The organism is Pseudoalteromonas sp. TAE56 (assembly GCF_000497955.1).
GTDB lineage: Bacteria > Pseudomonadota > Gammaproteobacteria > Enterobacterales > Alteromonadaceae > Pseudoalteromonas.
In genome coordinates this window covers 37,729-63,025 of record NZ_AUTN01000090.1, presented here as the reverse complement: position 1 = coordinate 63,025, position 25,297 = coordinate 37,729, and the positions used below count along the sequence as shown (strand labels likewise).

At 39.3% G+C, this 25,297-nt stretch carries 18 protein-coding genes, 2 tRNA genes and 3 pseudogenes; 13 read left to right on the top strand and 10 right to left on the bottom strand.

The window, feature by feature from the left end:
• The first annotated feature begins 72 nt into the window (after positions 1-72).
• From aat to infA, 3 genes are all read left to right on the top strand, one after another.
• On the top strand, positions 73-789 hold the full coding sequence (aat, locus tag L656_RS0109555; protein ID WP_024599036.1) for a leucyl/phenylalanyl-tRNA--protein transferase: 717 nt from the start codon (positions 73-75) through the stop codon (positions 787-789).
• Positions 782-1,486, top strand: coding sequence for an arginyltransferase (locus L656_RS0109550; RefSeq protein WP_010552618.1), 705 nt, complete (start codon positions 782-784; stop codon positions 1,484-1,486). The genes aat and L656_RS0109550 overlap by 8 nt, the downstream gene beginning before the upstream one ends.
• A 90-nt stretch (positions 1,487-1,576) precedes the next feature.
• Complete coding sequence (gene infA / locus L656_RS0109545) at positions 1,577-1,795, top strand: translation initiation factor IF-1 (RefSeq protein WP_002962494.1); 219 nt, start codon at positions 1,577-1,579, stop codon at positions 1,793-1,795.
• Positions 1,796-2,007: 212 nt separating this feature from the next.
• On the opposite strand, the gene clpA is transcribed toward infA, so the two are convergent.
• Complete coding sequence (gene clpA, locus L656_RS0109535) at positions 2,008-4,269, bottom strand: ATP-dependent Clp protease ATP-binding subunit ClpA (RefSeq protein WP_024599035.1); 2,262 nt, start codon at positions 4,267-4,269, stop codon at positions 2,008-2,010.
• A gap of 93 nt (positions 4,270-4,362) precedes the next feature.
• Positions 4,363-4,671 (bottom strand): ATP-dependent Clp protease adapter ClpS, encoded by a 309-nt coding sequence (clpS, locus tag L656_RS0109530; RefSeq protein ID WP_007585109.1) that lies wholly within the window; start codon positions 4,669-4,671, stop codon positions 4,363-4,365.
• Positions 4,672-4,880: 209 nt separating this feature from the next.
• Between clpS and cspD the strand changes: the two genes are divergently transcribed.
• Positions 4,881-5,099, top strand: coding sequence for a cold shock domain-containing protein CspD (cspD, locus tag L656_RS0109525; RefSeq protein ID WP_002962500.1), 219 nt, complete (start codon positions 4,881-4,883; stop codon positions 5,097-5,099).
• Between the two features lie 525 nt (positions 5,100-5,624).
• Positions 5,625-7,847: an NADP-dependent isocitrate dehydrogenase gene (locus L656_RS0109520; RefSeq protein WP_024599034.1), complete on the top strand. Its 2,223-nt coding sequence runs from the start codon at positions 5,625-5,627 to the stop codon at positions 7,845-7,847.
• A gap of 117 nt (positions 7,848-7,964) precedes the next feature.
• Here the strand turns inward: L656_RS0109520 and L656_RS01000000122135 are convergent.
• The 4 genes and pseudogenes from L656_RS01000000122135 to L656_RS0109500 form a co-directional block, all read right to left on the bottom strand.
• A pseudogene (locus tag L656_RS01000000122135) lies at positions 7,965-9,205 on the bottom strand (amidohydrolase family protein).
• A gap of 12 nt (positions 9,206-9,217) precedes the next feature.
• Positions 9,218-10,574 (bottom strand): annotated as a pseudogene (locus L656_RS01000000122130) (amidohydrolase).
• 100 nt (positions 10,575-10,674) lie between these two features.
• A complete protein-coding gene (locus L656_RS0109505; RefSeq protein WP_024599033.1) occupies positions 10,675-11,460 on the bottom strand; it encodes a hypothetical protein in 786 nt (261 codons plus the stop codon).
• A gap of 122 nt (positions 11,461-11,582) precedes the next feature.
• Positions 11,583-12,275, bottom strand: a complete 693-nt coding sequence (locus L656_RS0109500; RefSeq protein ID WP_024599032.1) for a hypothetical protein — start codon at positions 12,273-12,275, stop codon at positions 11,583-11,585.
• Positions 12,276-12,402: 127 nt separating this feature from the next.
• On the opposite strand from L656_RS0109500, the gene L656_RS0109495 reads away from it, so the two are divergent.
• Positions 12,403-13,275 (top strand): fructosamine kinase family protein, encoded by an 873-nt coding sequence (locus tag L656_RS0109495; protein ID WP_024599031.1) that lies wholly within the window; start codon positions 12,403-12,405, stop codon positions 13,273-13,275.
• Between the two features lie 103 nt (positions 13,276-13,378).
• Positions 13,379-13,582 (top strand): CPXCG motif-containing cysteine-rich protein, encoded by a 204-nt coding sequence (locus L656_RS0109490; protein ID WP_002962509.1) that lies wholly within the window; start codon positions 13,379-13,381, stop codon positions 13,580-13,582.
• A 1-nt stretch (position 13,583) separates the two neighbouring features.
• Here the strand turns inward: L656_RS0109490 and L656_RS0109485 are convergent, their stop codons facing one another.
• On the bottom strand, positions 13,584-14,210 hold the full coding sequence (locus tag L656_RS0109485; RefSeq protein ID WP_024599030.1) for a riboflavin synthase: 627 nt from the start codon (positions 14,208-14,210) through the stop codon (positions 13,584-13,586).
• Positions 14,211-14,338: 128 nt separating this feature from the next.
• Between L656_RS0109485 and L656_RS01000000122125 the strand changes: the two are divergent.
• The 4 genes and pseudogenes from L656_RS01000000122125 (at position 14,339) to L656_RS0109465 (ending at position 17,230) form a co-directional block, all read left to right on the top strand.
• A pseudogene (locus L656_RS01000000122125) lies at positions 14,339-15,711 on the top strand (MATE family efflux transporter).
• Positions 15,674-16,738: a DUF3080 family protein gene (locus tag L656_RS0109475; protein WP_033036817.1), complete on the top strand. Its 1,065-nt coding sequence runs from the start codon at positions 15,674-15,676 to the stop codon at positions 16,736-16,738. Before L656_RS01000000122125 ends, L656_RS0109475 begins: the two are co-directional and overlap by 38 nt.
• A 113-nt stretch (positions 16,739-16,851) precedes the next feature.
• Positions 16,852-16,928: transfer RNA gene (locus tag L656_RS0109470), tRNA-Val, on the top strand.
• Positions 16,929-17,153: 225 nt separating this feature from the next.
• Positions 17,154-17,230, top strand: a tRNA-Val gene (locus tag L656_RS0109465).
• Positions 17,231-18,315: 1,085 nt separating this feature from the next.
• On the opposite strand, the gene L656_RS0109460 is transcribed toward L656_RS0109465, so the two are convergent.
• Both L656_RS0109460 and L656_RS0109455 read right to left on the bottom strand, forming a co-directional pair.
• Positions 18,316-19,725 carry a sugar porter family MFS transporter gene (locus tag L656_RS0109460; protein WP_275041068.1) on the bottom strand — a complete coding sequence of 470 codons (1,410 nt, stop codon included), beginning with the start codon at positions 19,723-19,725 and terminating at the stop codon, positions 18,316-18,318.
• 60 nt (positions 19,726-19,785) lie between these two features.
• Entirely contained in the window at positions 19,786-20,829 is a 1,044-nt protein-coding gene (locus tag L656_RS0109455; RefSeq protein ID WP_024599027.1) for a LacI family DNA-binding transcriptional regulator, read from the bottom strand.
• Positions 20,830-21,040: 211 nt separating this feature from the next.
• On the opposite strand from L656_RS0109455, the gene L656_RS0109450 reads away from it, so the two are divergent.
• Positions 21,041-22,651: a glycoside hydrolase family 43 protein gene (locus L656_RS0109450; protein WP_024599026.1), complete on the top strand. Its 1,611-nt coding sequence runs from the start codon at positions 21,041-21,043 to the stop codon at positions 22,649-22,651.
• A 73-nt stretch (positions 22,652-22,724) separates the two neighbouring features.
• On the opposite strand, the gene L656_RS0109445 is transcribed toward L656_RS0109450, so the two are convergent.
• Entirely contained in the window at positions 22,725-23,681 is a 957-nt protein-coding gene (locus tag L656_RS0109445; protein ID WP_024599025.1) for a Gfo/Idh/MocA family protein, read from the bottom strand.
• A gap of 162 nt (positions 23,682-23,843) precedes the next feature.
• Here L656_RS0109445 and xylB point away from each other — a divergent pair, with 162 nt between their 5' ends.
• Entirely contained in the window at positions 23,844-25,286 is a 1,443-nt protein-coding gene (xylB, locus tag L656_RS0109440) for a xylulokinase (protein WP_024599024.1), read from the top strand.
• The last annotated feature ends 11 nt before the right edge of the window (positions 25,287-25,297 follow it).

Sequence of the window (25,297 nt, the reverse complement as noted above, 5' to 3'; positions counted from 1 at the left end):
TGATTATTCAGCCCTTTTTTTATGTCTAAAATATAGTTACACTTTTACGATCAATTATAAAATAAGTACTGTATGAGAAATCAGCTATACCAATTAAGTGAAACCGATATAGCATTCCCCAATCCGGAATACGCATTAGAATCCCCTGATGGCTTACTGGCAATTGGCGGAGATTTGAGTTTACCTCGCCTAAGTAATGCCTACAAAAGCGGAATATTCCCTTGGTTTAGCGAAGATGAGCCTATTATGTGGTGGTCGCCTAGCGAGCGAGGCATTTTTGAGCTTAATGATTTTCATATAAGTAAGAGCCTGCGTAAGCATTTAAAAAAGCATCCTGTAAGAGTAACCATTAATAATGCCTTCGAAGAGGTGATAGAAGCCTGTCGCGATCAACGCCTTGATACCGATGGCACCTGGATCACCTCTGACATGCTCGACGCTTACGTTAATGCACACAAAGCTGGCATTGCACATAGTTTAGAAGTGTGGAGTAACGGGGAGCTTGCAGGTGGCTTATACGGCATTATGCAAAATGGTGTTTTTTGTGGTGAGTCAATGTTTCATCATCAAACCAATTGCTCCAAGCTTGCTATGTGGGCACTTGTAAATTGGCTTAAACGCCATAATGCGCACTTTATTGATTGCCAGTTAGAAAACCCTTATTTAATGACCCTGGGTGCACAAGTAATCCCCCGTTCCACATTTTTGACTAAACTAAAAGCTGCACATAACTATACTGTTAACCCTATTATGTGGGAGCCACAAGAACTTGACGCAATCTATGAATGAACAACTTCCTGCACGTGTTGGTTTAACCCAAGAGTTTGACTGTAGCTATTTACCCAACAGACAAGAACAACTTTTAGTTATTCTTGATCCCAGTTGCTACAGCACCGACAAATTTGAGTCTTTATTAGGTTTAGGATTTCGTCGCAGTGGTAATCAAATATACCGTCCGCACTGTCCAATATGCAGCGCATGTAGTTCTGTACGTGTATTAGCACAAGACTTTATGCCCTCAAAATCGCAAAAACGTAAACTAAACAAAGCAAAAACACAGTTTGAGGTAAAATATTCAACGCAAGAGCGACCTGAGTACTATCCGCTTTATAGCAAGTACATAACGATGCGTCATCAGGATGGAAGTATGTATCCTCCTGAAAAAGAACAGTTTCAAAGTTTTTTGCTTTGCAGTTGGCTTAAGATCACATTTATTGAACTGTGGCACCAAGATACTTTAGTCGCAGTTGCTGTAACCGATTGTATGAATAGCGCTATTTCTGCAATTTACACCTTTTTTGACCCCGACTTTGAACACTATAGTTTAGGCTCTGTGATGATATTAGAGCAGCTAAAGTTTGCTAAAGAACAAAATAAACAATACGTGTACTTGGGCTATCAAATTGATGAATGCGACAAAATGAAGTACAAAACTCAGTTTTTACCTGCTCAAAAACAGCTCAATGATGAGTGGGTGGCTATTTAATTTGCAAATATAGCCCCTGCGCCTTTACTTATTGGAGTATTTTGGGCAAAATCTGCAGCGTTTAACTATTAAAGAGGTGTTACGCTAAACATGGCGAAAGAAGACGTAATCGAAATGCAAGGGACTGTCCTTGATACTTTACCAAATACAATGTTCCGAGTTGAGCTAGAAAATGGTCACGTAGTTGTGGCTCATATTTCAGGCAAAATGCGCAAAAACTATATCCGTATTTTAACCGGCGATAAAGTAACGGTAGAAATGACTCCTTACGATTTATCAAAGGGTCGTATCGTATTCCGTGCTCGCTAAGTAAGTGCGTAAACGAGATTTAGTTTTTGGCTAGTATTTAACTAGCTTTAAGCGTTTATTAAATGTAATTGATAGACATTGACTAGCAATTACATTTAATAAACAAAAAGCCCAGTTTTTACTGGGTTTTTTGTTGCCTATAAAAAGGGCAAAAAAATGGCCCGCTATTTTGTAGCGGGCCATTTTATTTAACTAAATTATTTAATTAACGTTTAAGCTGGTGTTAAATTACTCTCGTAATCAAAGCGAATCTTCTTATCTTTAACCGATACTTTAACCGTACCGCCATCAACAAGTTCACCAAATAATATTTCGTTCGCTAATTGCTTTTTAAGCTCTTCTTGAATAACACGTGCCATTGGACGTGCACCCATCGCTTTATCGTAGCCCTTATCTGCCAACCACTCACGTGCTTTAGACGTAAGCTCAAGGTTAACTGATTTTTTATCAAGCTGCGCTTGCAGTTCCACAATAAATTTATCAACCACCAGTAAAATAACTTCACGTTCAAGGTGATTAAACCAAATGATGTTATCTAAACGGTTTCTAAATTCAGGCGAGAATACTTTATTAATTTCGCCCATTGCATCATGTGTATGGTCTTGCTCTGTAAAACCAATCGACTTACGTGTAGTTTCTTGTACACCCGCATTGGTCGTCATTACAACCACTACATTTCTAAAATCAGCTTTACGACCATTGTTATCGGTTAACGTACCGTGATCCATAACCTGTAGCAAAATGTTGTAAATATCTGGATGCGCTTTCTCAATCTCATCTAAAAGTACAACCGCATGTGGGTTTTTAATAACGGCTTCTGTTAATAAACCACCTTGCTCAAAACCAACATACCCTGGTGGTGCACCAATTAGTCGGCTGATTGCGTGGCGCTCTACATACTCCGACATATCAAAACGAATAAACTCAACACCCATGCATTTAGCCAGTTGCTTAGTTACTTCTGTTTTACCCACACCGGTAGGCCCTGCAAACAAGAACGAACCTACAGGTTTTTCTTCGCTCGATAAACCAGAGCGAGATAAACGAATCGCTGATGTAAGCGCGTCAATAGATTGATCTTGCCCAAACACGAGCATTTTAAGGTTACGGTCTAGGTTTTTAAGCGTTTCTTTATCTGTTGACGAGACGCTTTGCGCAGGAATACGTGCCATTTTAGATATAATTAGTTCTATATCTGCCACACCAATGGTTTTTTTACGTTTAGAGCTAGGTTGCAGGCGCTGACTTGCACCGGCTTCATCAATTACATCTATTGCTTTATCTGGCAAGTGACGCTCATTAATGTATTTAGCACTCAGTTCTGCAGCTGCTTTTAATGCTTTTTGAGTGTAACGAATACCATGGTGCTCTTCGTAACGCTCTTTTAAGCCGTTTAATATTTTAGTGGTATCGGCAACACTTGGCTCAAGTACATCAATTTTTTGAAAGCGACGAACTAATGCACGGTCTTTCTCAAAAATATTTTTATACTCATTGTAAGTGGTTGAACCCATACAACGTAGCTTACCACTTGAAAGGAGTGGTTTAAGCAGGTTTGATGCGTCCATAACACCACCAGACGCCGCGCCGGCACCGATTATGGTATGTATCTCATCAATAAATAAAATAGAGCCTGGCTCAGCTTGCAGCTCTTTAAGTAAGCTTTTAAAGCGCTTTTCAAAGTCGCCGCGGTATTTAGTACCCGCAAGCAATGCTCCCATATCTAGCGAGTACACAACAGCGTCTGCGATTACTTCTGGTACTTGCTTATTAACAATGCGATACGCTAAGCCTTCAGCAATTGCTGTTTTACCAACGCCCGCTTCACCAACAAGTAATGGATTATTCTTTTTACGACGACACAATACTTGTACCGTGCGCTCTACTTCGCTGTCGCGCCCGATCAGTGGGTCAATGTTACCTTCACTTGCTTGAACGTTTAAGTTAGTTGTAAAGCTGTCTAGCTTGCTTGCTTCTTCATTTTGAACTTCTTGCACTTCATCATGAATATCGTCGCTGTCGTTGCCTAAATCATCATCTGCTTTAGAAATACCGTGCGAAATAAAGTTAACGATATCTAAACGCGATACGTCATTCTTTTTGAGTAAATAAACCGCTTGGCTTTCTTGCTCAGAAAAAATAGCAACTAGCACATTCACGCCAGTAACTTCATTTTTACCTGACGATTGCACATGAAATACAGCGCGTTGTAATACACGTTGAAAACCAAGTGTTGGCTGAGTTTCACGTTCTTCTTCTAAATCAGGAATGACAGGTGTTGTTTCGTCAATAAATTCTAATAATTCGGTTTTTAAACCAGAAATATTAACACCACACGCGTTTAGGGCTTCTCCTGCAGAAGGATTATCTAACAGCGCAAGTAAAAGGTGCTCTACGGTCATAAACTCATGACGGCGAGTGCGCGCTTCACGAAACGCGGCATTTAATGTGAGTTCTAAGTCTTTGTTTAGCATTGGCAACCCCTTACTGAGATAATAATTTATACCACAACAATCGGATGTTTGATCACCCTAATTGGTATTTATACCAATTGTATTAAATTGGTATTATTCCTGCTCACAACTACAAAGCAGTGGATGCTCGTTATCACGCGCGTAGCGGTTAACTTGTTCAGCTTTGGTGTGGGCTACGTCAGCGCTGTAAACACCGCATATACCCTTACCTTTTTCATGAACCTGAAGCATCACGTCGGTTGCTCTATCGCTATCCATATTAAAAAACGTCGTTAAAACTTCTATTACAAAGTCCATCGGCGTGTAGTCGTCGTTATTTAAAACAACTTTATATTTTCGCGGCGGCTGTAGCTTTTGCTTTTCACTGTCGCGAACTGTGTCGATAACACCTGAATCTTTCATACCACTCATAATTAAATATAGTCTTGTCTTTGTAACTCAAGCAAACTTGAATAAAAAATAAATAAAATGTTAAAAAAATAACTCAAAACACTTGACTGGTTGGCTAAATAAACTACAGTCAAACGTAGATTGATTAAACCTTAGTCAGTCTAGCAAATAATACAATTTAGAATAACTAAATTAGTCAACTTATTGAAGGATGTAGAAGTATGGCTTGCGGTAAAGTTAAATGGTTCAACAACGCTAAAGGTTTTGGTTTCATCGTGGAAGACGGCTGCGAGAATGATATTTTCGCTCATTACTCAACAATTGTAATGGACGGTTATAAAACGCTTAAAGCTGGTCAAGATGTAACATTCGAATTAGAACAAGGACCTAAAGGTCTACACGCTAAAAATATTGCCCCAGATGGTGACATTATTGAGTGACTATTGTTTTGTTCGACTAAAGCGAGTGACCTTTTAAGATCCTCGCTTAATTCCTTAAGCACACTAACTTATCTCTTCTCCTCTATTTATTGCCTCTTTTCATCCAAATTCAACCCTTTTCCTTGAATTTATTTTATATACCCCAATGTTCTAAGAGTTGATTGTTTAACTGCTTATTGGGCATGCTCAAACTCTAGCCCTTTTTATTTAAGCTTGTTACACTCTTGGTGCTAAAAATTGCGTATTAACGCAGCAACTAATCCAACTTGTCGCCTATTCTATATGTACTAGGCTAAAGGCTGATTTATTTTTGTTAATTTTTTAGCTATAAATACAATTCCAGTTCGTCAGGTGTGACTATTCTGCTTTTATAAAAGAGCAACGCTGAGTACCAACACCTAACAAACTATTCATTACGAGCGTATGTATTCATTAACTTGTTTAATAATATGCACTCACTCATTAGTAATGATTTTCTTTGCATTGTTGAATAAGACCTTATCGGTCTACTATCTAGGAATGATGATGACATCAAAAATTATCTATACAAAAACGGACGAAGCTCCGGCACTAGCAACTTACTCGTTGCTACCGATCATCCAAGCATATACAAATGCGGCCGGTGTTGAAGTTGAAACTCGCGATATCTCATTAGCAGGTCGTGTAATTGCTAGCTTCCCTGATTATTTAACACAAGAACAACGCATTGGTGATGCACTTGCTGAACTTGGCGAGCTTGCTAAAACACCAGAAGCAAACATCATCAAATTACCAAACATCAGTGCATCTGTACCACAGCTTCGCGCTGTAATTAAAGAGCTTCAAGCAAAAGGTTACGCTCTTCCAGAGTACCCTGTTGAACCTAAAAATGATGAAGAAAAAGCAATTCAAGCTGCTTACGACAAAATCAAAGGCAGTGCAGTAAACCCTGTACTACGTGAAGGTAACTCTGATCGTCGCGCACCAGGTTCTGTAAAAGAATATGCACGTAACAACCCACATTCAATGGGTGCGTGGAGCAAAGATTCAGAGTCTTATGTTGCAAGCATGAGCGAAGGCGATTTTTTCGGTTCAGAACAGTCAGTAACTGTTGATACGGCCACTGATGTACGTATTGAACATGTTGCAACTAACGGCGACATTTCTGTACTTAAACAAAGCACGCCTCTTTTAGCTGGCGAAGTTATTGATGCATCAAGCATCAGCGCTTCTAAGCTTCAAGCTTTCTTAGCTGCTGAAATTGACGCTGCTAAAGAAAAAGGTGTTTTATTCTCGCTTCACATGAAAGCGACAATGATGAAAGTATCTGATCCAATTATCTTTGGTCACGCTGTAAAAGTATTCTACAAAGATGTATTTGCTAAACACGGTGAGCTTTTTGAAGAGCTAGGTGTTGATGTAAATAATGGTTTAGGCGATGTATATTCTAAAATTCAAACATTAGATGATGCTAAGCGCGAAGAAATTGAAGCAGACATTCAAGCTGTTTACGCTAACCGCCCTGCTATTGCTATGGTTGACTCTGATAAAGGTATTACAAACCTACACGTACCAAGTGACGTGATTATCGATGCGTCTATGCCTGCTGCAATCCGTTCAAGCGGTCAAATGTGGAATAACGATGGTAAATTACAAGACACAAGCTTTGTAATTCCAGATCGTTGTTACTCAGGTATTTACCAAGCAACTATTGATTTTTGTAAAGTAAATGGCGCGTTTGATCCAACAACTATGGGTAGCGTTCCAAACGTTGGCCTTATGGCTCAAAAAGCTGAAGAATACGGTTCACACGATAAAACGTTTGAAGCTAAAGCAGATGGTTCTATCCGTGTTGTTGATGCAAATGGTAATACATTACTTGAGCACAGTGTTGAGCAAGGCGATATTTGGCGCATGTGTCAGGTTAAAGACGCACCAATCCAAGATTGGGTTAAGCTTGCAGTAAATCGTGCACGTGCAACAGGCGTTCCTGCTATTTTCTGGTTAGATGAAAATCGTTCGCACGATGCTGAGCTAATCAAAAAAGTAAACAAATACCTACCAGATCACGATACAGCTGGCCTAGATATTCAAATTTTAGCACCGCTTGAAGCAACATTGTTCTCATTAGCGCGTATTAAAGAAGGTAAAGATACTATTTCTGTAACAGGTAACGTATTACGTGATTACCTTACAGATTTATTCCCAATTTTAGAGCTAGGTACGAGTGCTAAAATGCTTTCAATTGTTCCTCTTATGAACGGTGGCGGCTTATTTGAAACTGGCGCGGGTGGTTCTGCACCTAAGCATGTTCAACAATTCGAAAAAGAAAACCACTTACGTTGGGATTCTTTAGGTGAATTTTTAGCACTTGCTGCATCGCTTGAGCACCTAAGCGTAACTACGGGTAACAACAAAGCACAAGTACTGGCTGATACGCTAGATAAAGCGACAGGCACTTTCTTAGCAGAAAACAAGTCTCCTTCACGTAAAGTGAAAGAAATTGATAACCGTGGTTCTCATTTCTTCCTATCTTTATTCTGGGCACAAGAACTTGCTAAGCAAAATGATGACAGTGAACTTAAAGCACAGTTTACTCAAATTGCTAGCGACCTTGAGTCTAATAAAGAGCAAATCGTAAGTGAACTTAACGATGCGCAAGGTCCTGCAGTTGATTTAGGCGGTTACTTCCAGCCTAACGATGATGCAGCCTTTAAAGCGATGCGTCCAAGCACTACATTTAACGATATTCTTGCTAAATTAGTATAAATATTGGTTTAAATTTAAAAGCCGCTTACTTGTAAAAGTAAGCGGCTTTTTTGTAACCATAAAAAAAGGCTGCAGTTGCAGCCTTTTCTTTTACCTAAATAAAAATAGTAGGCAATACTATTTTGTATAGGCGCGTGGCATTTTTGAATCAGTTGTATAACGGTCACGCAGTTTATCTTGGCGAGATTGTGTAGATACCTCAACGCCATTTATAAACATTTTGCTCACGTGGCTGCTTAGTTCAAACGGGTCATTACTCCACATTACTACATCAGCGGCTTTACCTACTTCAAGACTACCGGCATTGATACCAAATACATCTGCAACGTTTGATGTAACCGCTTTTAACGCACCTTCTTGGCTCATACCATACGATACAGCATTACCAGCATCAAAACGCAGCTGATAAATATTGTGGCTTNATCGCCACCTACCGTTAATAATACTTTAACCCCTGCTTTTTCAAGCACACCTGCATTATCTAAACTCGCATGAAGCGAATCAAAACTTGCTGGTAAGCTATCCATTGCACTAACGATCACTGGGATATTTGCTTTAGCAACTCGCTCTTTTACTACAACAGCGTCTTGTGCGCCATTAAGTACCAAGTTAATACCAAATTGCTCTTTTACTTTAATAAGCTCAATAATATCTGCCGCACGAGATACGCCAACCACTAATGGCATTTCGCCACTGAGTACTTTTGCCATTACTTTGTCTTCAGTACTTGGCTTGTCGTCATCTTTTTTAGCTTTTTTACCGGCTTTAGTTTTGTGCTCATCAAGCTTATTAATAAGTGTTTGCAAAGTAAAAGCACGAGAACCTTTACTACGCTCACCTAAGTAAACAATTAAAGCTGCTTGTTTTTGAATGTCGCTATCAAAACTACCACTTAAATCAACAACACTCGCAAGGCCCGAAAAGATACTATCACCACCATGAGGGGTAATTACATCGCGTGTTACACCGCCTTTACGAGCATAAGGAACTAAGCTTGAATGTGCGTTGTAAGCAAGGCTTACGTCAAAATCAATACCTGCTTTTTCTTCGCCTGCATCGCGAGAGCCTGCAACTGCACTTACTTCAACTAAACCAAGTTGATTAATACTTGCAATAAAGCCTGGGGTTACAATTTGGCCCTTTGCATCAATAATTTCATCTACTTTAATTTCAGTTGGGTTAATCGCTGTAATTTTACCATCTGTCATTACAATGCTTGCCGCTTCTAATACACCTTGATCAGAAGACGTATGCAATGTTGCATTAATAATTGCTAGCGATTGTGCGCTTACAGCACCAGATGCTAATAATCCTGCAGCAACCAGAGAAAGCGAAAACGAACGTGATAAATTTTTCATTCTGGGTGCTCCTTATTGTTGACCTAACATAAAATCACTTGTTGCTTGATACGCGCTGTCGTTTCTATCGTAAACTTTTGCACCATCAACAAACACTTGTTCAGCTTTAGCATAAACACTAAATGGGCTTTGATTCCAAATAACCACATCGCCCTGCTTACCCGCTTCTAGTGAACCTGTTTTGTCATCAATACCTAACGATTTAGCTGCGTTGGCCGTGATCCATTTAATAGCGTGTTGCTCAGAAATATCAAAACCGTTTTCGTTAGCACGGTACATAACCTTGCCAGCTTCTTGGTTTAAGCGCTGAATAGTAGTATCTGAATCTGAGTGAACAACCGCACACGAGTTTTTAACCGCATCAACAATAGCTACGTTTTCTTGAACCATGTCGTAGGCTTCCATTTTAAAACCCCACCAGTCTGGCCAAAGTGCAGCACACGAGCCATTCTCAGCAAGTAGGTCAGCAATTTTATATGCTTCTACACCGTGGTGAAAAGTACCCGCGTCGTAATTAAATTCTTTTGACAGGTCAATCATCATTGCCATTTCTTCAGCTTTATAACAATGATTATGGATACGTACTTCGCCCTCAAGCACACCGCGAAGTGTATCGTGTTTAATGTCACGTACTGGTGCTTCTGGGTTTAAACCGGCTTCATAATCGGCATCGTATTTATCCCACGCGCGTTTGTATTCAGCGGCTTCAGCCCACGCCATACNCCAGCCATATTACCCATACGGGTTGAAGGCAATACACCTTGACGACCATAAACACGTTTAGGGTTTTCACCACACGCCATTTTTAAACCGTATGGCGCATCAGGAAACTTCATACCTTGCATAGTATGTGCAGGGACGTTTTTAAGCGTAACGCCGCGTCCACCAAATAAATTAGCTGATCCTGGTAAAATTTGCAGAGAAGTAATGCCGCCTTCACGTGCACGATTAAAGCCTGGATCTTGTGGCCAAACAGAATGCTCAACCCACACTTCTGCAGTGTTAGGGCTTGTCATTTCGTTACCATCTTGATGCGACTCAACCGATGGGCTTGGGTAAGCGCCTAAATGTGAATGTACGTCGATAATACCTGGTGTTACCCATTTGCCTTGTGCATCAATTGTAATATCAGCAGTCGCAGTTAAGTCTTTACCGACTTGTTGTACTTTGCCGCCAACAAGTAATACATCAGCATCATCTAAACGCTCACCAGTACCTGTAAGTACTGTTGCATTTGTAATAAGTGTGCTTGATGTAGAAACGGGCTGATAAGTACTTGGATAAGGATTTTTGTTGATTGTTATTTTATCGTCTTGCGGGNTGCGGCAGCTAAGCCAACCGCTAATAAAGAAGGTGCAAATTTTTGCATGTTGTTTGGATCTCCTGTTTTTTTGCTACTTTAGCGAAAGCTAAGGAATAAAGCCAAAAAAACAGGTGAAAACGCAGTTAATTAAGATGAATTTCTGTGATTATTTCTTTATATAATTGTTATACAACTTTTCAAGCGCACCTTCGGTTGTAAGCGATGGATCTTTGCTAATAAAGTGCTTAACCGTACGCGTTACAAAATCAGAGTTTTGCTTATGTAGCTTAGAAAAATCTTTAATAAGTGTATTACCGTCTTTAGCTGCAGTTACTTTGTCATGTCGGTGGCGATACTGGCTCAACGCTTTATTAAAATCACCTTGGTAGTCTTCAACCAAAATTTTATAAAAGTCACTTTTTTGTACGTTTAAATCGTTAATGCAATAATTTAGCGCCTCTTTAAAGTCGGTAAATATCATGCCCTCTACATCAAACTCTTTCGTTTTTTCACGCACCGCGACTTTGGCATCTTCTGTGGCATAACTAAAACCCGTAAACGCTAAACGCTCAGCGGCTTCTTTTCCTAATTTCATACCCGCTGCAATACTATGCGCAAACTCATCGCTCATATCGCCAAGTTCGTTTTCTTCCCACATGTTATAAACACGCAGTGGTTTTGCATATTTGGTGGCAAGCTTTTTTTTCATTTTACTAAAGCGCTCATCAATCGTCATCAGCCTTTCGTTATGTAAAAGTGCATGGCACTCATAACAAGCCGCAATAGATATAAAGTCAGCCTCTTCACCTAAATCAACAATGCTTTGTAGCATATGCAGCGGCGGACAATGGTCGCGCTCTGTCGCTTCACAGCCACAATAAAAACACTGGTTAAAATGCTGCTGATCGCAAGCGTATGCTTGCTGATAATAACTGGCTAACGTTTTGCTCACCGTTGCTCCTAAAAAACACGACTAAATTATGGGGCGATAATAACAGCCTGAAAAAATATGTCAGCCGCAAAAAAGCATTTAATTTAATTATTTTACAGATATCACCTAACACAGAACAGCGCTTAAATAAGCCCTGCAATTAAACCAAACAAACCACCAAACACACCACCCCATACTACAAGCCAGCCTAGGTGCTCGCGGATCATGGTTTGAATAATCTCTTTAACCATTTTAGGGGTAAGCTCATCTAGGCGCTCATCAACTAATTTAAGTACTGTTTTATGTAAACTCTCAGCACTATTACCTTGTGAAAGCGTTTGGGTTACTAATGCTTTAAAGTCGTCAGTTTGAGAGATTTCACCAAGCGACAATTGCATTTTTTCAATAAACTTTTCACGCATTGGCTCTATTGCCGCTGTGCCGCCAAACATACCTAACATGCTACCAAACTGAGATTCTTCAATAACGATAAGTAAATTGTCGAATGCAGGGTTTAAATCGACATTACTAATTATTGGCTCAAAATCGATATTAGGCTGCGCTTTATTGAGTAAATTATTAATTTTTTGCTCTGAAAAAAACTCCGTTAATATTAAATTTCGTATAGCGACTTTAAAGCTTTCAAACTTAAGCGCTATAACGCCTGAGCCATATAAAAACGGGACTTTTTCGAATAACATATGAATAGCTAATAAATTAGTTACCGCGCCAGAAAGTGCAAATAAACCAACAGATAACACAATTGCTTGGTTAAACATAAAACCTACAACAACACATAAACCCGCTAGCAAATTGGTTATTAAACTTTTGTTCATTTTTACTCCATTACAGTCGTTGTAATTATTTATTTAAACCTAGCCGCCAATTTTACAACGATTAGATTGTTAAATTAATCTCTTTTTGCCATAGTTTAAGTATCTGTTTAAAAGGTGAACAATTATTATGTGGAAAACAGTAAATGAGCACATCAGCCAAGCTATTAATTTTGACTTTAAACACACCTATAAACGCCAATTACAAAGTACAAATACCGACAAACTATTTCATATTACCAATGGTACGCATAACTTCTTCGTTAAAATAGCATTAAAAAGCGAACTCGAGCGTTTAGAAAGTGAATTTATTGGCTTAAAGCTTTTGGCGCAAAATAGTAATTTTAAAGTCCCTGAATGTATTACAACCGGTGCAAATATAGAGTTTTCATTTATTGTTTTACAGTGGCTTATTTTAGATAAACAACCCCACAACACGTGGGCAACTATGGGAAGCAGCCTCGCTAAAATGCATCAAAAACACGACCAAGCCATGTTTGGCTTTGATGTAGACAATTACATAGCCACTACCATACAACCCAACCGATGGCACAAAAAATGGGATGTATTTTACGCCGAAGAACGTATAGGGTGGCAATTACAGCTACTCGCTGAAAAAGGCATTAACTTTATTGAACCCGAGCGCTTAATTAATGCCGTTAAAGAACAGCTGCACAGTCATCAAGTTGAGCCATCATTACTGCATGGCGATTTTTGGCGTGGAAATATGGGCTTTTTAAAAGCAGAGCCTACGGTATTTAACCCAGCTTGTTATTATGGTGATCGGGAAATAGATATTGCAATGAGCGAACTATTTGCGCCACTGCCAAAAGACTTTTATAGCGCCTATAACGCGCACTACCCGCTTTCTCAAAATTACGAAAAACGTAAGTTAATATACCAGCTATACCCTATTTTAAATCACGCTAACATCTTTGCCGGTCACTATCTTACTGAAGCTAAACAACATATAGAAAAGCTAGTATTTGAAGGTATAAAATAAGTGTCATAAGCTGCATTTCAGCACTATATTTAATGAGTAAGTAGACGTTCATCTGTAAGCGATTAAGTTGAACCTAACTTAATTATTTATAACTGGAGTGATTATGAAAGATTTTTTATCACAACGAATAACGTGCCCACACTGCGGACACCATATTCATTTAGACCTAGACGCTAGCAGCGGCGATCAAGACTATATAGAAGATTGCACTGCCTGCTGTAACCCAATTCATTTAAATATGCATATAGACCATGCTAACAATAAATTAGAGCTACACGTAGACAGTGATGACGAACAAATATTTTAACTTAAGCCTGATGGCGTAAGTAGTTTTCTACCGTATTTACAATAGTGTAAGTTTGCTGATCAACTTCAATATTAAACTTGTCACCCACTTGCGCTGCACCAATGTTTGTAATGGCGAGCGTTTCCGGAATTAGGTGTAACCAAAAACCTTGTTCATCAACTTCGCCCACGGTTAAGCTTGCGCCATTTATCGCAACAAACCCTTTATACAACACATACTTTTGCCATTTTTTTGGCAGGCTTAACTGAATTTTACAGTTATTCTCAAGCTTCACTATTTGAGAAATTTGTGACGTACAATGAATATGCCCAGACACTATATGCCCACCTAGCTCAGTACCAAACGTAACAGAGCGTTCGTAATTAACTAAACTACCTAGCTCAAGCAGCCCTAAATTAGTTAGCTTTAGAGTTTCGTCAATCACATCAAAATGAACTTGCGCCACCACATCGTGATTACTTAGCTCAACTTGCACAACTGTTAAACAACAGCCATTAATAGCAATGCTTGCGCCTAAATCTAAATGCTTAACGTACTCATCGCTTACCGATACAACTAAGCGTAAAACACCGTCTGTTTGAGTTTTTGAGACCACGGTAGCTTGCGTTTGCACTATTCCTGTAAACATAAAATCACTTTAAATTATTACAAAGTGCTAGTTTAACGTATCAACTCATAAAATCATTCACTACTGTGATTTTTATTTAAACCCCAATAGATTACAATTACGCCCTATTTTATCAACTAGCTGTTTTTATGACCTTTTGCAATTGGGAAGCCAAGCGTTTACTTTCCCTCGCTTTACCTGTTTTTTTAGCGCAAGTTACACTTATTTTAATGTCGGTAGTTGACACAATTATGGCAGGCCAAGTTAGTCCTACTGACTTAGCGGCACTTTCTATTGCAACAGGAATATGGAACCCATTATTACTTGGCCTTCAAGGTATTTTATTAGCGCTTACTGGTATTATTGCGCAGTTTTCGGGCAGTGATGACCATAAAGGCATTAGCCACTATTTTCAACAGGCGCTTTATTTGACCGCTATTTTGAGCTTTACAGGCTTTGGAATTGCCCATTTAGCAGATGCTATTATTTTTAAGCTCGATACAACGCCTGCTATTGCAAGCCTTGCTATTGACTACATCCACTTTGTGAAATGGGGTGTATTTGGATTTTTAATTTTTACGGTATACAGAAACGTTACCGAAGGCATGGGAATGACCAAGCCCGCGTTTTACATAAGCCTATTAGGTTTAGCTGTTAATATTCCGGTAAATTATATTTTCATAAATGGCTTATTTGGTTTTCCTGCTCATGGCGGCGCGGGCTGTGGTATTGCAACNCAGCCATTGTGTTAACTGTTATGGCAATAGCACAAGTCACTTACTGCCAAATAAGTAAAAAAGTAGATGCTAAAGGCCTGCTTTCATCATTCGAAAAACCTAATTTCACTACCATTGGTATTATTACTAAGTTAGGTATACCAATTTCACTCGCCACCTTTTTTGAAGTCACTTTATTTGCGTGTATACCGCTATTTATAGCGCATTTAGGTGCAGTAGCTATATCTGGACATCAAATAGCAGCCAGTGTAACTACATTGCTGTTTATGATGCCGCTGAGCCTATCAATCGCTATCAGCATTCGTATAGGTAACTTATACGGCCAAAAGAACATGACTCAATTAAAAGTTGCGGTTTCTACCAGCTATATTTTAGCCATTGCTGTGGCGTTATTTTTAGCGCTTATTACGTTCACCGGTCGTGATTTAATTAGCCAACTGTATACCGACAGCCCCGCTGTTATGGCATTGGCTTCATCAATTATGATTTTAGCGTGTATTTACCAATTACCTGATGCATTGCAAGTTGCAGCAAATGGCATACTTCGTGGGTTAAAATACACCACGCCTATATCGTATATAACGTTTATATCGTATTGGTTAATCGGCTTTTGTTTAGGTTACGTATTGGCAAGAACAGATATAATAGTGCCAGCTATGGGGCCGCACGGTTTCTGGGCTGGGATAATAGTGGGACTTAGTGTCGCTGCTATTTTATTAATGCTAACGGTAAAAAAACGTTTAAAATATGAATTTTTTAAAATTGATGCACTCAATCAAAACTAATAAACTCAGCCTTAAAACATTACCAGCTGCAATGTTGGTAATGTGTTTTTTAACGCTTACTGGCTGCAGCAAACCACAAAGTAGTATAAACGCTACTTATATTGAACGCTTAAGTAGCACAGTTGATACAAGCACCACAGAGCCTGCGCCACTCAAGCAACTCCCCTTACTGCAGCCTCCCCCAATAGCACAAAGCGACCTAACACTGAGTATTGTTGAGCTTGCAGGCATTAGCCAATGTAAGCTAAACGTGCTTATAAGTGAGCACAATAACCAATTAGGAAAAACCGCCAGCGCTGCTGGGCAATTAAAATATCAAATAAACTTTATTAAAAGTGCGCAGGTTTGCTTAAACAGCCTTGATAAAAATAGTCCTAGTTACACAAAAATACTCGCAGCCAAAAACTACAAACAAATACACCTAATGCACTCTTTTAACGCCATGTTATTTAAAGAACCAGAGCTTAATAAAACATGGCTGTTAACATCAAACGAGCTAAGTAACGAACCCGCTGGCTTCAGTGATACCTTGCAGGCGCTCAAACAACTTGTACTCATTAAGCAGCAAATAAACGCCAAAGAGTTTAGTGAAATTAATAGCGATTCTATTTTTAGTGCACTCGAGCAGCTTAATAAATTTCAATTTAACCAAGCACTCATTCAATCAGTCCGCAAGCAGGTAGTGTTAAATAACAACGCCACACAGTTAGTAAAAACACTAAACTTTAATACGTTGTGTCCTCAAGGTAAAAATAATAAAAATGCAAAAATCATAAGCAACGTATTCCAAAAGTTTTACCTAAAACAAATTCAGCCCTATCAAGCACAATTAACTGGTTATCTAGAGGCACTACAACCGCTTTATAATGAGCTTTGGTTTAACGAAAGTATCTCAAGTCCTCAAATTAATAACTTAGTCAAAACGGGCTCGACAAGTAACTTACTGAACTTACTAAAAAGCTCAGCTAAAAAACATGTGGTTTGGTGGCAAGGTTTTTATAAAACGTGCGAAATAAGCCCAATATGAATAAAAAAACGGCAAATAAACTCAAAAACAACAAACTTGCTTGATTCACCAACCGCCACGCTATATATTAGCCGCCGTTGTTAAGCAATTAACACCTACTTAAATAAAGTAATACGACTGTAGCTCAGTTGGTTAGAGCACTACCTTGACATGGTAGGGGTCGGTGGTTCGAATCCACTCAGTCGTACCAACATTTAAGTAAAATAAATAAAAGTACATCTGAAGGAAAAAGCACTACCTACTCTTGATCACCCGGTCCAAGGGTCAGTGGTTCGAATCCACTCAGTCGTACCAACATTTAAGAAAAAAGTATCACTGAAGGAAAAAGCACTACCTACTCTTGATCACCCGATCCAAGGTCAGTAGTTCGAATCCACTCAGTCGTACCAACATTTAAGAATCCTAAAAAAATTGTACGACCGTAGCTCAGCTGGTTAGAGCGCTACCTTGACATGGTAGAGGTCGGTGGTTCGAATCCACTCGGTCGTACCAATTAAACTCGATATTTCAAACAGTTAAATTACCTATTCAATTTACTCGTTTAATTTTTTGTTGAAATTTAAATTCTTGGTTTTTTTATTATTCTGTATTCAAAATTTAAAAATAACGAGAGCCAAGCCTCAAATGATCATCCTAAAAACTCCAGTTTTTATCGATTTGTGCCCAAGCGCCCAAACCACTTTTTTAGCTCTTTAATCTTCCTCAAAATTAGACCCCTACCCTTACTAATTCACAAACATCAAATCACAAATTCCAAACCAAAAATTTCAAATCAGGTGACCACTAACCTAATATTTTCAGTGTCATTTCATGAAATATTCTATGACCTCTATTCCATAAACTGCTTTTGTGACTTGTTTAGACATCTGTGCCCACACAAGGCACAAATTCACTAATTAGTTGTACGCGGCGATATAACTTCAATAATATGAGCATTATAATAAGTATAATTGCCTTGATTAGGTGCAATTAGCCTAATTCACCTTAATCTGCATTTAGTTTATATTTAATCAACTCAACAGCATCACTAAGCAAGCTAAACCGAGACAAACAATCACTCTAAAGCTTTACCAAGAGCATGGTATGGGAGCGCTGTTTTTATAAAGGTATGTTTCATTTGTGCGCCGGTTTAAAGCGCTTAAGATTGCAAACCCACGACTAAATAAAAAGTTTATTGAAGAACATTTTTAAACTAATTTTATAAGGTAGCTATGTAAAGCCGAGTAGCAGAAAATTAGCTGCTTAGCAGCCAAAGGTTAACTATAAAGGCCAGCATTCGATTAACTTGATGAGGATGCTAATACTGAACGGTATAATAACACTGCTCTATACAGACCGGTAAGTAACATCATTTTGATAATACCGATGATTAGTAAAACCAAACAACCAAGTTATTATGGTTGTATTATGATTAAAAGTCTCACAGCAAAAATAAATGCAGATGTTAGCCTAACCTCTACTTTTTGTGTAATTAAAACTGGGAAGATGATTTTCAATTATATTTTGGTACTTGGAATTAATAAAACAAACGCCAAAACTATCGCTATAGTTTTAGCGCTTATTAAAAAAAATCATACTTACCCTTTCATTTGTTCAAGCTCTTTGCCTTTGGTTTCGTGTAAAAACTTAAATACAAATATAACTGAAACAAACGCGCAAAATGCGTAAAAACCATACGCATCTGCTAAACCTATACCGGTGAGCATAACAGGGAACGACCAGGTAATTAAAAAGTTAGCTATCCACTGGGCAAAGCCAGTAACTGCAAGGCCTGAACCGCGAATTTGGTTAGGGAACATTTCGCCTAACATAACCCACATTACAGGGCCCCACGATAGGTTAAAAAAGAACACATACGCATTAGCGGCTATTAAAGCAACTATGCCCTGCTCTCCTAGTTCTAAGTTACCTGTTGAGCCAATATCTGCATTTAAAAAGGCATAAACAATAACCGAAAGCGTCACCGTCATACCAATTGAGCCGGTTAACAAAAAAGGTTTTCTGCCAATTTTGTCTATAAAATACATGGTAATAAACACCGCTAGAATACTTACAAAGCCGCTTATTATATTAATAAGTAACGCGTCAGATTCAGTAAAACCGGCTGCTTGCCAAAGTACCGCGCCGTAGTAAAAAACAACGTTAATGCCGACTAATTGCTGAAATGTAGCTAAGCCAATTCCTATCCAAACAATGGGGCGTAAACGTTTTTTAGGTTTATCAATAAGATCAGATAATTTAGGTTGGTGTTTATCGCCAGCAAGCGACTCTGCTATTTCATTTAATTTAAGAGCGGCAGTTTCATCGCCATATAATGACGATAAAACACGTGCAGCAGCGTCTTTTTTACCAGCCATAATTAAGTATCGAGGGCTTTCGGGGATAAAAAATAAAGCGATTAAAAACAAGCATGCAGGTAATAACTCAACCCAAAACATCCAACGCCATGTTTCAAAGTCGAGCCAAAATAACGCCGTAGAACCGCCAGCCGTATTTGCTAAAAAGTAGTTACTTACAAATGCGCTAAACAAACCAAAAATTATAGCCACTTGTTGCAGTGTAGAGAGCGTTCCTCTGTATCGTGCGGGGGCAATTTCGCTAATATAAGCTGGGGTCATAACCGATGCAGCCCCTACCGCTAAGCCGCCTAAAATTCGATAAATCACAAATTCAAACGATGTGACTGACACACCCGAACCCCAAGCACTTATAATAAATAAGGCTGCAGCAAAAAGTAAAATTGGACGTCGTCCAAATTTATCAGCTAATCGACCTGCGCAAAATGCACCAATTGCACAACCAATTAGCATGCTCGAAACGTTAAACCCCGTACCCGCACTACTGGAGCCAAACGCTGTTTGGAGTCCATCAACCGTGCCGTTAATTACACCGCTGTCAAAACCAAATAAAAAACCGCCAATGGTCGCAACAAAGCAAACCAGTACTATTAAAAGTACATTTTCTTTCTCGTTCATAAGTATCCATATTGTGTGTGTTGTTATTTTATATAGATTTTGAAGCTCAAAAGTATGTGCGTATTCACTTATTTAGTTATTTTTATTGGTTGAGCTTGATTCTCTTTCTATTAATTCAAAATCTAAAATATGTCTTAAGTCTAAGCTTTTTACATTGCTTAAATCGTTATACTGACCCGATGCAAGTAAAGTAATGGCAAGCTCAGCCATTTCATTAATGGGCTGTTTTACCGTAGAAATATTTGGCCAAACTATGGTTGCAAGTTGCGTGTCATCAAAGCCAACTACCGACAGTTCGCTTGGAATATTAATACCTTGTTTTTGAGCTATTGAGATTACAGCGGCTNCTGCCATATCATCGTTAGCTGCAAAAATAGCTGTTGGTTTATCATCAAGCGAAAGTAATTTTATTGCCGCTTCCATGCCCGATTGATAAGTAAAACTGCCCTGCTCTATATACTCAGGTGGCGTTATTATTTTATTAGAGCGCAGCGCATCTAAATAACCTTGGTAACGCAAACGGCTAACACCTTGTTTAGTGTCGCCAATAATATGTGCAATTTTGCTATGCCCTTGATTTATTAAATGCTCTGTAACATCAAACGCCGCTTGGTAATCGTCCATGCATATATAAGGGGAGCGATTTAATTTTGTATCTGGCGTTATTCTTACAAATGGTACTTGTGCTTTAGTAAGCACATCTAAAACCTGTTCGTTGTCGCACATAGGAGGCAGTAAAATCATGCCATCAACCTGTGTAACATCAATAAGTTGCTTTACCGATTCAATTGTTTTGTCAATATCGCTATGCGCTTCGTCAACAACAAGGTGGTAGCCCAGTGCGCGGCATTTTTTAAGCGCTGCCAATAAAAATTGGCTTATGTAAGAGTCACTTGGGTTATCGTATAAAAGCCCTAAAAAGAATGACTTAGTACTAGCAAGGCGCCTAGCAGACACATTTGGCCTGTAATTTAATTGCTCAACAACAGCCATTACTTTTTCGCGGGTTTTGTCGCTTACTTTTTTGTCTTGGTTGAGCACGCGCGAAACTGTCATCATTGATACACCAGCCTGCTCGGCTACATCTTGTATTCTTGCTCTTTTAGGATCGGCCATTACTGTTATTACCTACTCACAATCAGTGGATTGTTATAATTAACTTTCTTAATTTTCATTATACATAATTGTAAAGCTTGATATTGTTTACAGCGCGTTTTAAATGATTACTTATTGACAAAGTCTTATACTACACCGAAAATGTTAGCGCTAACAACAAATTTATAGTATTCACACCTAATAATATAAAAAACTTAAAAAGGCCTATATTATGAGCATGCTGCAAAACCCAATTCTAAGAGGCTTTAACCCAGACCCAAACATTGTCAGAGTTAATAACGACTACTACATAGCCACCTCAACTTTTGAATGGTTTGGCGGTGTACAAATTCACCACTCTACCGATTTAGTTAATTGGCGAGTTATAGGTCAAGCGCTTAATACCGTAGAGCAACTTGATATGCGAGGAGTACCCGACTCTTGCGGTGTATGGGCACCGCAACTTAGCTACAACAATGGGCGTTTTTATTTGGTGTATACCAATGTAAAAAGCTTTGATGGCCCATGGAAAGACACGCCAAATTCTTTTGTATCAACCACTGATATTACCGGCAACTGGTCACAAGCGACTTACTTAAATTCTAGCGGTTTTGATCCGTCTATTTTTCACGATGATGACGGTAAAAGTTATTTGTTAAACATGCTGGTTGATCACCGCAACAACACACTCTTTGGTGGAATAGTAATGCAAGAGCTTTGCCTAAAAACCAATAAGTTAATAGGCGATGTTAAACCTATATTTGCAGGCACAGAGCTTGGTTGCACTGAAGGCCCGCATATTTTAAAACGCGGCGATTACTACTATTTAATTACCGCTGAAGGTGGCACAGGGTATGAACACTGCATTAGTATTGCGCGCTCTAAAAACGTATTTGGCCCTTACCAAGTACACCCATACAACCCCGTTATTACAGCAGCCCACGAGCCGAGTAATGCGCTACAAAAATGTGGCCATGGAGATTTTTTTCAAACACAAACCGGTGATTGGTACACGGTATTTTTAACATCAAGGCCACTGTCTGAGCGTGGCTGCTGCATTACAGGGCGTGAAACAGGGATTGAGCAAATAATCTGGAAAGACGATGGCTGGCCTTATGCAAAACACACAAATAAAGCCCCGAGAATACACGTACCCGTTGAGGGCTTAACGCCAAATCCACAGCCTCAACCCTCAACACATATTGATTTTAGTAACGATGGGCTTACTGTTGATTTTCAGTCATTACGCATACCTATGTGCAAAAATTGGGTGTATAAAAACACTCAAAAAGCATCGCTTACCCTAGTAGGTAAAGAGTCTTTAAGCTCATTGCATCAGCAAAGTTTTATTGCCAGGCGTGTACAGGCTCATCATACTGTTAGCAGCACATGCGTTGATTTTGCGCCGAGCAGTTTTCAGCAAATGGCGGGGCTAGTATGTTATTACAACACCGCGCATTACTACTATTTGCATATAAGCGGCGGCGATATAGGCGATGAAACCACACCGCGTTATTTAAATATAATAAGCTGCGATAAATACCAAACAAGTACGCCTGTTGCACCGCTTTTGCTTAAAACAAACAAACCTGTTTACTTAAAAGCTGATTTTAATGGCGCGCAGCTACAGTTTTATTATGCTACCGAGAAAAACTGCTGGATAAAGTTTGGTCCAGTGCTCGATGGCAGCATTTTATCTGATGATTACGTGCAGCAATCACCACAAGGGTATCGCCCGTGTTTTACCGGTGCTTTTGTTGGTATGGCGTGCCAAGACTTATCGGGGCAAAATAAAGAAGCTCACTATTCATTTTTTAATTATGACGAACCTAGCGGCGAATAAATCGCCGCCAGTTAAGTTTATTAGCTGATTTAGAGCTGATATAAAACCATTTAAAAGCTCATTCAAAGCTCTATTAAATCAGGGCTTTAATACGCTCCATTTGCGATTGTAAAAGTAAACTTTGAGAGTGGCTCATAATGTCACTCTCTCGTTTATTTTCGCTCAGTAAGCGCCCTACTTCTTGGGCTTCAAAACTGTAACCTTGTGACTGCCTGCCATCTTCAAAACGCTCAATTAAATCATCAAGCTCATACAAAGAGCACTCGTAAGCCCTAAATGCATCGGGTATTTTTATATAGCCTTTGTCACCAATTATATACGCACCATTCCCTAACCGGCATTGAAATGACGTTGCTAAGCTCACCATTACATCGCCACAATTAGCAGTAATAAGTACATCGTCTTCCACGCCTTTGTAGCGAATATTTGCTCTTACGTGTAAGTTTTCAAGGTCGTTATTTAAAAAGTAATTGGCAATGGCAAGCGGATAAATTCCCATATCAAGTAAACAACCGCCCGCTAAATCTGGGTTGTATTCGCGCCCGTCGGGGTTAAAAGGCACAGGATAGCCAAAGTCAGCTTTAACATGTTTAATATTACCAATTCGCCCTTGCTCTACCCATTTTTTTGCTTTTTGTATTGCAGGTAAAAAGTACGTCCACATGGCTTCCATTAAAAATACGTCATGCTTTTTAGCCAGTAAAGACAACTGCTTACACTCTTCTACCGAAACCGTAATAGGCTTTTCGCACAATACATGTTTGCCTGCTTTAATAGCATCACTGGCATTTTTAAAGTGAAAGTTATGCGGGGTCGCAATGTAAACTACATCAACGTTTTTATCGTCAAATAATGCTTGATACCCTTCGTAGGCATTTGCCGCGCCATACTTACTCGCAAAAGCGCTTGCATCTTCCCCACTTCTTGCTGCAACCGCGTACGCAACACCATTATTGGTATGTGCTAAGTCTTCACAAAATTGTGCAGCAATTCGGCCACAACCAACAATACCCCAGTTTATTTTTTTCATAGTGTTTCCTTATGATCTTAAAAAGAAATTTAAGTGAACTCCAACAACCAAGCAATAAACTTGCAAATTAATTGTTAAACATAGTTTAAAACTAGCTTGACTTAACAATATCAAATCATTAATGTTAGCGCTAACACTAAAACAACATTAAGTATCACATTTATGTTCCTTGGTATCGATTTAGGCACTTCAGGTGTAAAAGTAATTATTTTAGACGAGAAAGACCAATTGCTTGCTCAAGCAAGTGGATCTTTAAGCGTTTCACGCCCAGCACCACTTTTTTCTGAGCAAAACCCTACAGACTGGTGGCTTGCTACATGTAGTGCAATCGAGGATCTTAAAAATACTCACCCTGCATTACTAAAATCGGTAAAGGCTGTGGGCCTTTCTGGGCAAATGCATGGCGCTACGCTGCTTGATAAAAACAATAATATTATTCGCCCAGCCATTTTATGGAACGACGGGCGTAGTGCTGCACAATGTGTAGAGCTTGAAAAACGCGAACCAAATTCTCGTAATATTACCGGCAACATAGCAATGCCTGGTTTTACTGCACCTAAATTGGTGTGGGTAAAAGAGTTTGAGCCAGAAAATTTTGCAAAAGTAGCCAAAGTATTATTACCAAAAGACTACCTACGCTTTTTAATGACCGGCGATTTTGCATCAGATATGTCTGACTCTGCAGGCACATTATGGCTAGACGTAGAAAAAAGAGCATGGTCGCAAAAAATGCTTAGTGCTTGCGACTTAACAGAGCAACACATGCCTACTCTTTTTGAAGGCACACAAATTACAGGTAAATTAACAGCCCAAGTTGCTGCTAAATGGGGAATGGAACAAGTACCTGTTGTTGCAGGCGGTGNCGCTGCCGGTGTAGGCGTAGTAAAGCCAAAACAAGCGTTTTTATCATTAGGTACTTCGGGCGTTTACTTTGTTGCCAACGAAAAATACCTGCCTAACCCAGAAGGTGCTGTACATACTTTTTGTCATTGCATTGAAAACACCTGGCACCAAATGTCAGTGGTGTTAAGCGCAGCAAGCTGTTTAACCTGGGTCACTAAATTAACTGGTTTTGAAAACGAAAGTGCATTGCTTGAACAAGTAAGTAAATGCGACTTTAGCAAACCAAGCTCAGTGATATTTTTGCCTTATTTAACTGGCGAACGTACGCCGCATAATAACCCCGATGCCAAAGGCGTGTTTTTTGGTTTAGACAGTGATACCGATGCAGCAGCCCTTGGCCGCGCAGTACTCGAGGGCGTTGCTTTTGCCTTTGCCGATGGCCAACAAGTACTGCTTGATGCCGGCGCACAAATTGACGATGTAACCGTTATTGGTGGTGGCGCTAAAAGCCCACTGTGGGGAACAATCATCGCAAGCGTACTTAACCGCCCCCTAATTTACCGAGAAGGCTCAGAAGTTGGTCCCGCATTTGGCGCTGCAAGACTTGCCCGAATAGCAGTAACACAACTCTCTGCACAACAAGTGTGTGTTAACGGCAAAGTAACGCAAACCATTGAGCCAGACCCAATCATGCAAGACTTTTACGCACAGCAATACACAACATACAAAGCACTTTATCAAAGTGTAAAAACATACTTTTAATACACTATTAT

Excerpts from the sequence above, each read along its gene's own strand:
- aat (WP_024599036.1), top strand. The coding sequence starts at position 73 with ATGAGAAATCAGCTATACCAATTAAGTGAAACCGATATAGCATTCCCC.
- L656_RS0109550 (WP_010552618.1), top strand. The coding sequence starts at position 782 with ATGAATGAACAACTTCCTGCACGTGTTGGTTTAACCCAAGAGTTTGAC.
- infA (WP_002962494.1), top strand. The coding sequence starts at position 1,577 with ATGGCGAAAGAAGACGTAATCGAAATGCAAGGGACTGTCCTTGATACT.
- clpA (WP_024599035.1), bottom strand. The coding sequence starts at position 4,269 with ATGCTAAACAAAGACTTAGAACTCACATTAAATGCCGCGTTTCGTGAA.
- clpS (WP_007585109.1), bottom strand. The coding sequence starts at position 4,671 with ATGAAAGATTCAGGTGTTATCGACACAGTTCGCGACAGTGAAAAGCAA.
- cspD (WP_002962500.1), top strand. The coding sequence starts at position 4,881 with ATGGCTTGCGGTAAAGTTAAATGGTTCAACAACGCTAAAGGTTTTGGT.
- L656_RS0109520 (WP_024599034.1), top strand. The coding sequence starts at position 5,625 with ATGACATCAAAAATTATCTATACAAAAACGGACGAAGCTCCGGCACTA.
- L656_RS0109500 (WP_024599032.1), bottom strand. The coding sequence starts at position 12,275 with ATGAACAAAAGTTTAATAACCAATTTGCTAGCGGGTTTATGTGTTGTT.
- L656_RS0109495 (WP_024599031.1), top strand. The coding sequence starts at position 12,403 with ATGTGGAAAACAGTAAATGAGCACATCAGCCAAGCTATTAATTTTGAC.
- L656_RS0109490 (WP_002962509.1), top strand. The coding sequence starts at position 13,379 with ATGAAAGATTTTTTATCACAACGAATAACGTGCCCACACTGCGGACAC.
- L656_RS0109485 (WP_024599030.1), bottom strand. The coding sequence starts at position 14,210 with ATGTTTACAGGAATAGTGCAAACGCAAGCTACCGTGGTCTCAAAAACT.
- L656_RS0109475 (WP_033036817.1), top strand. The coding sequence starts at position 15,674 with ATGAATTTTTTAAAATTGATGCACTCAATCAAAACTAATAAACTCAGC.
- L656_RS0109450 (WP_024599026.1), top strand. The coding sequence starts at position 21,041 with ATGAGCATGCTGCAAAACCCAATTCTAAGAGGCTTTAACCCAGACCCA.
- L656_RS0109445 (WP_024599025.1), bottom strand. The coding sequence starts at position 23,681 with ATGAAAAAAATAAACTGGGGTATTGTTGGTTGTGGCCGAATTGCTGCA.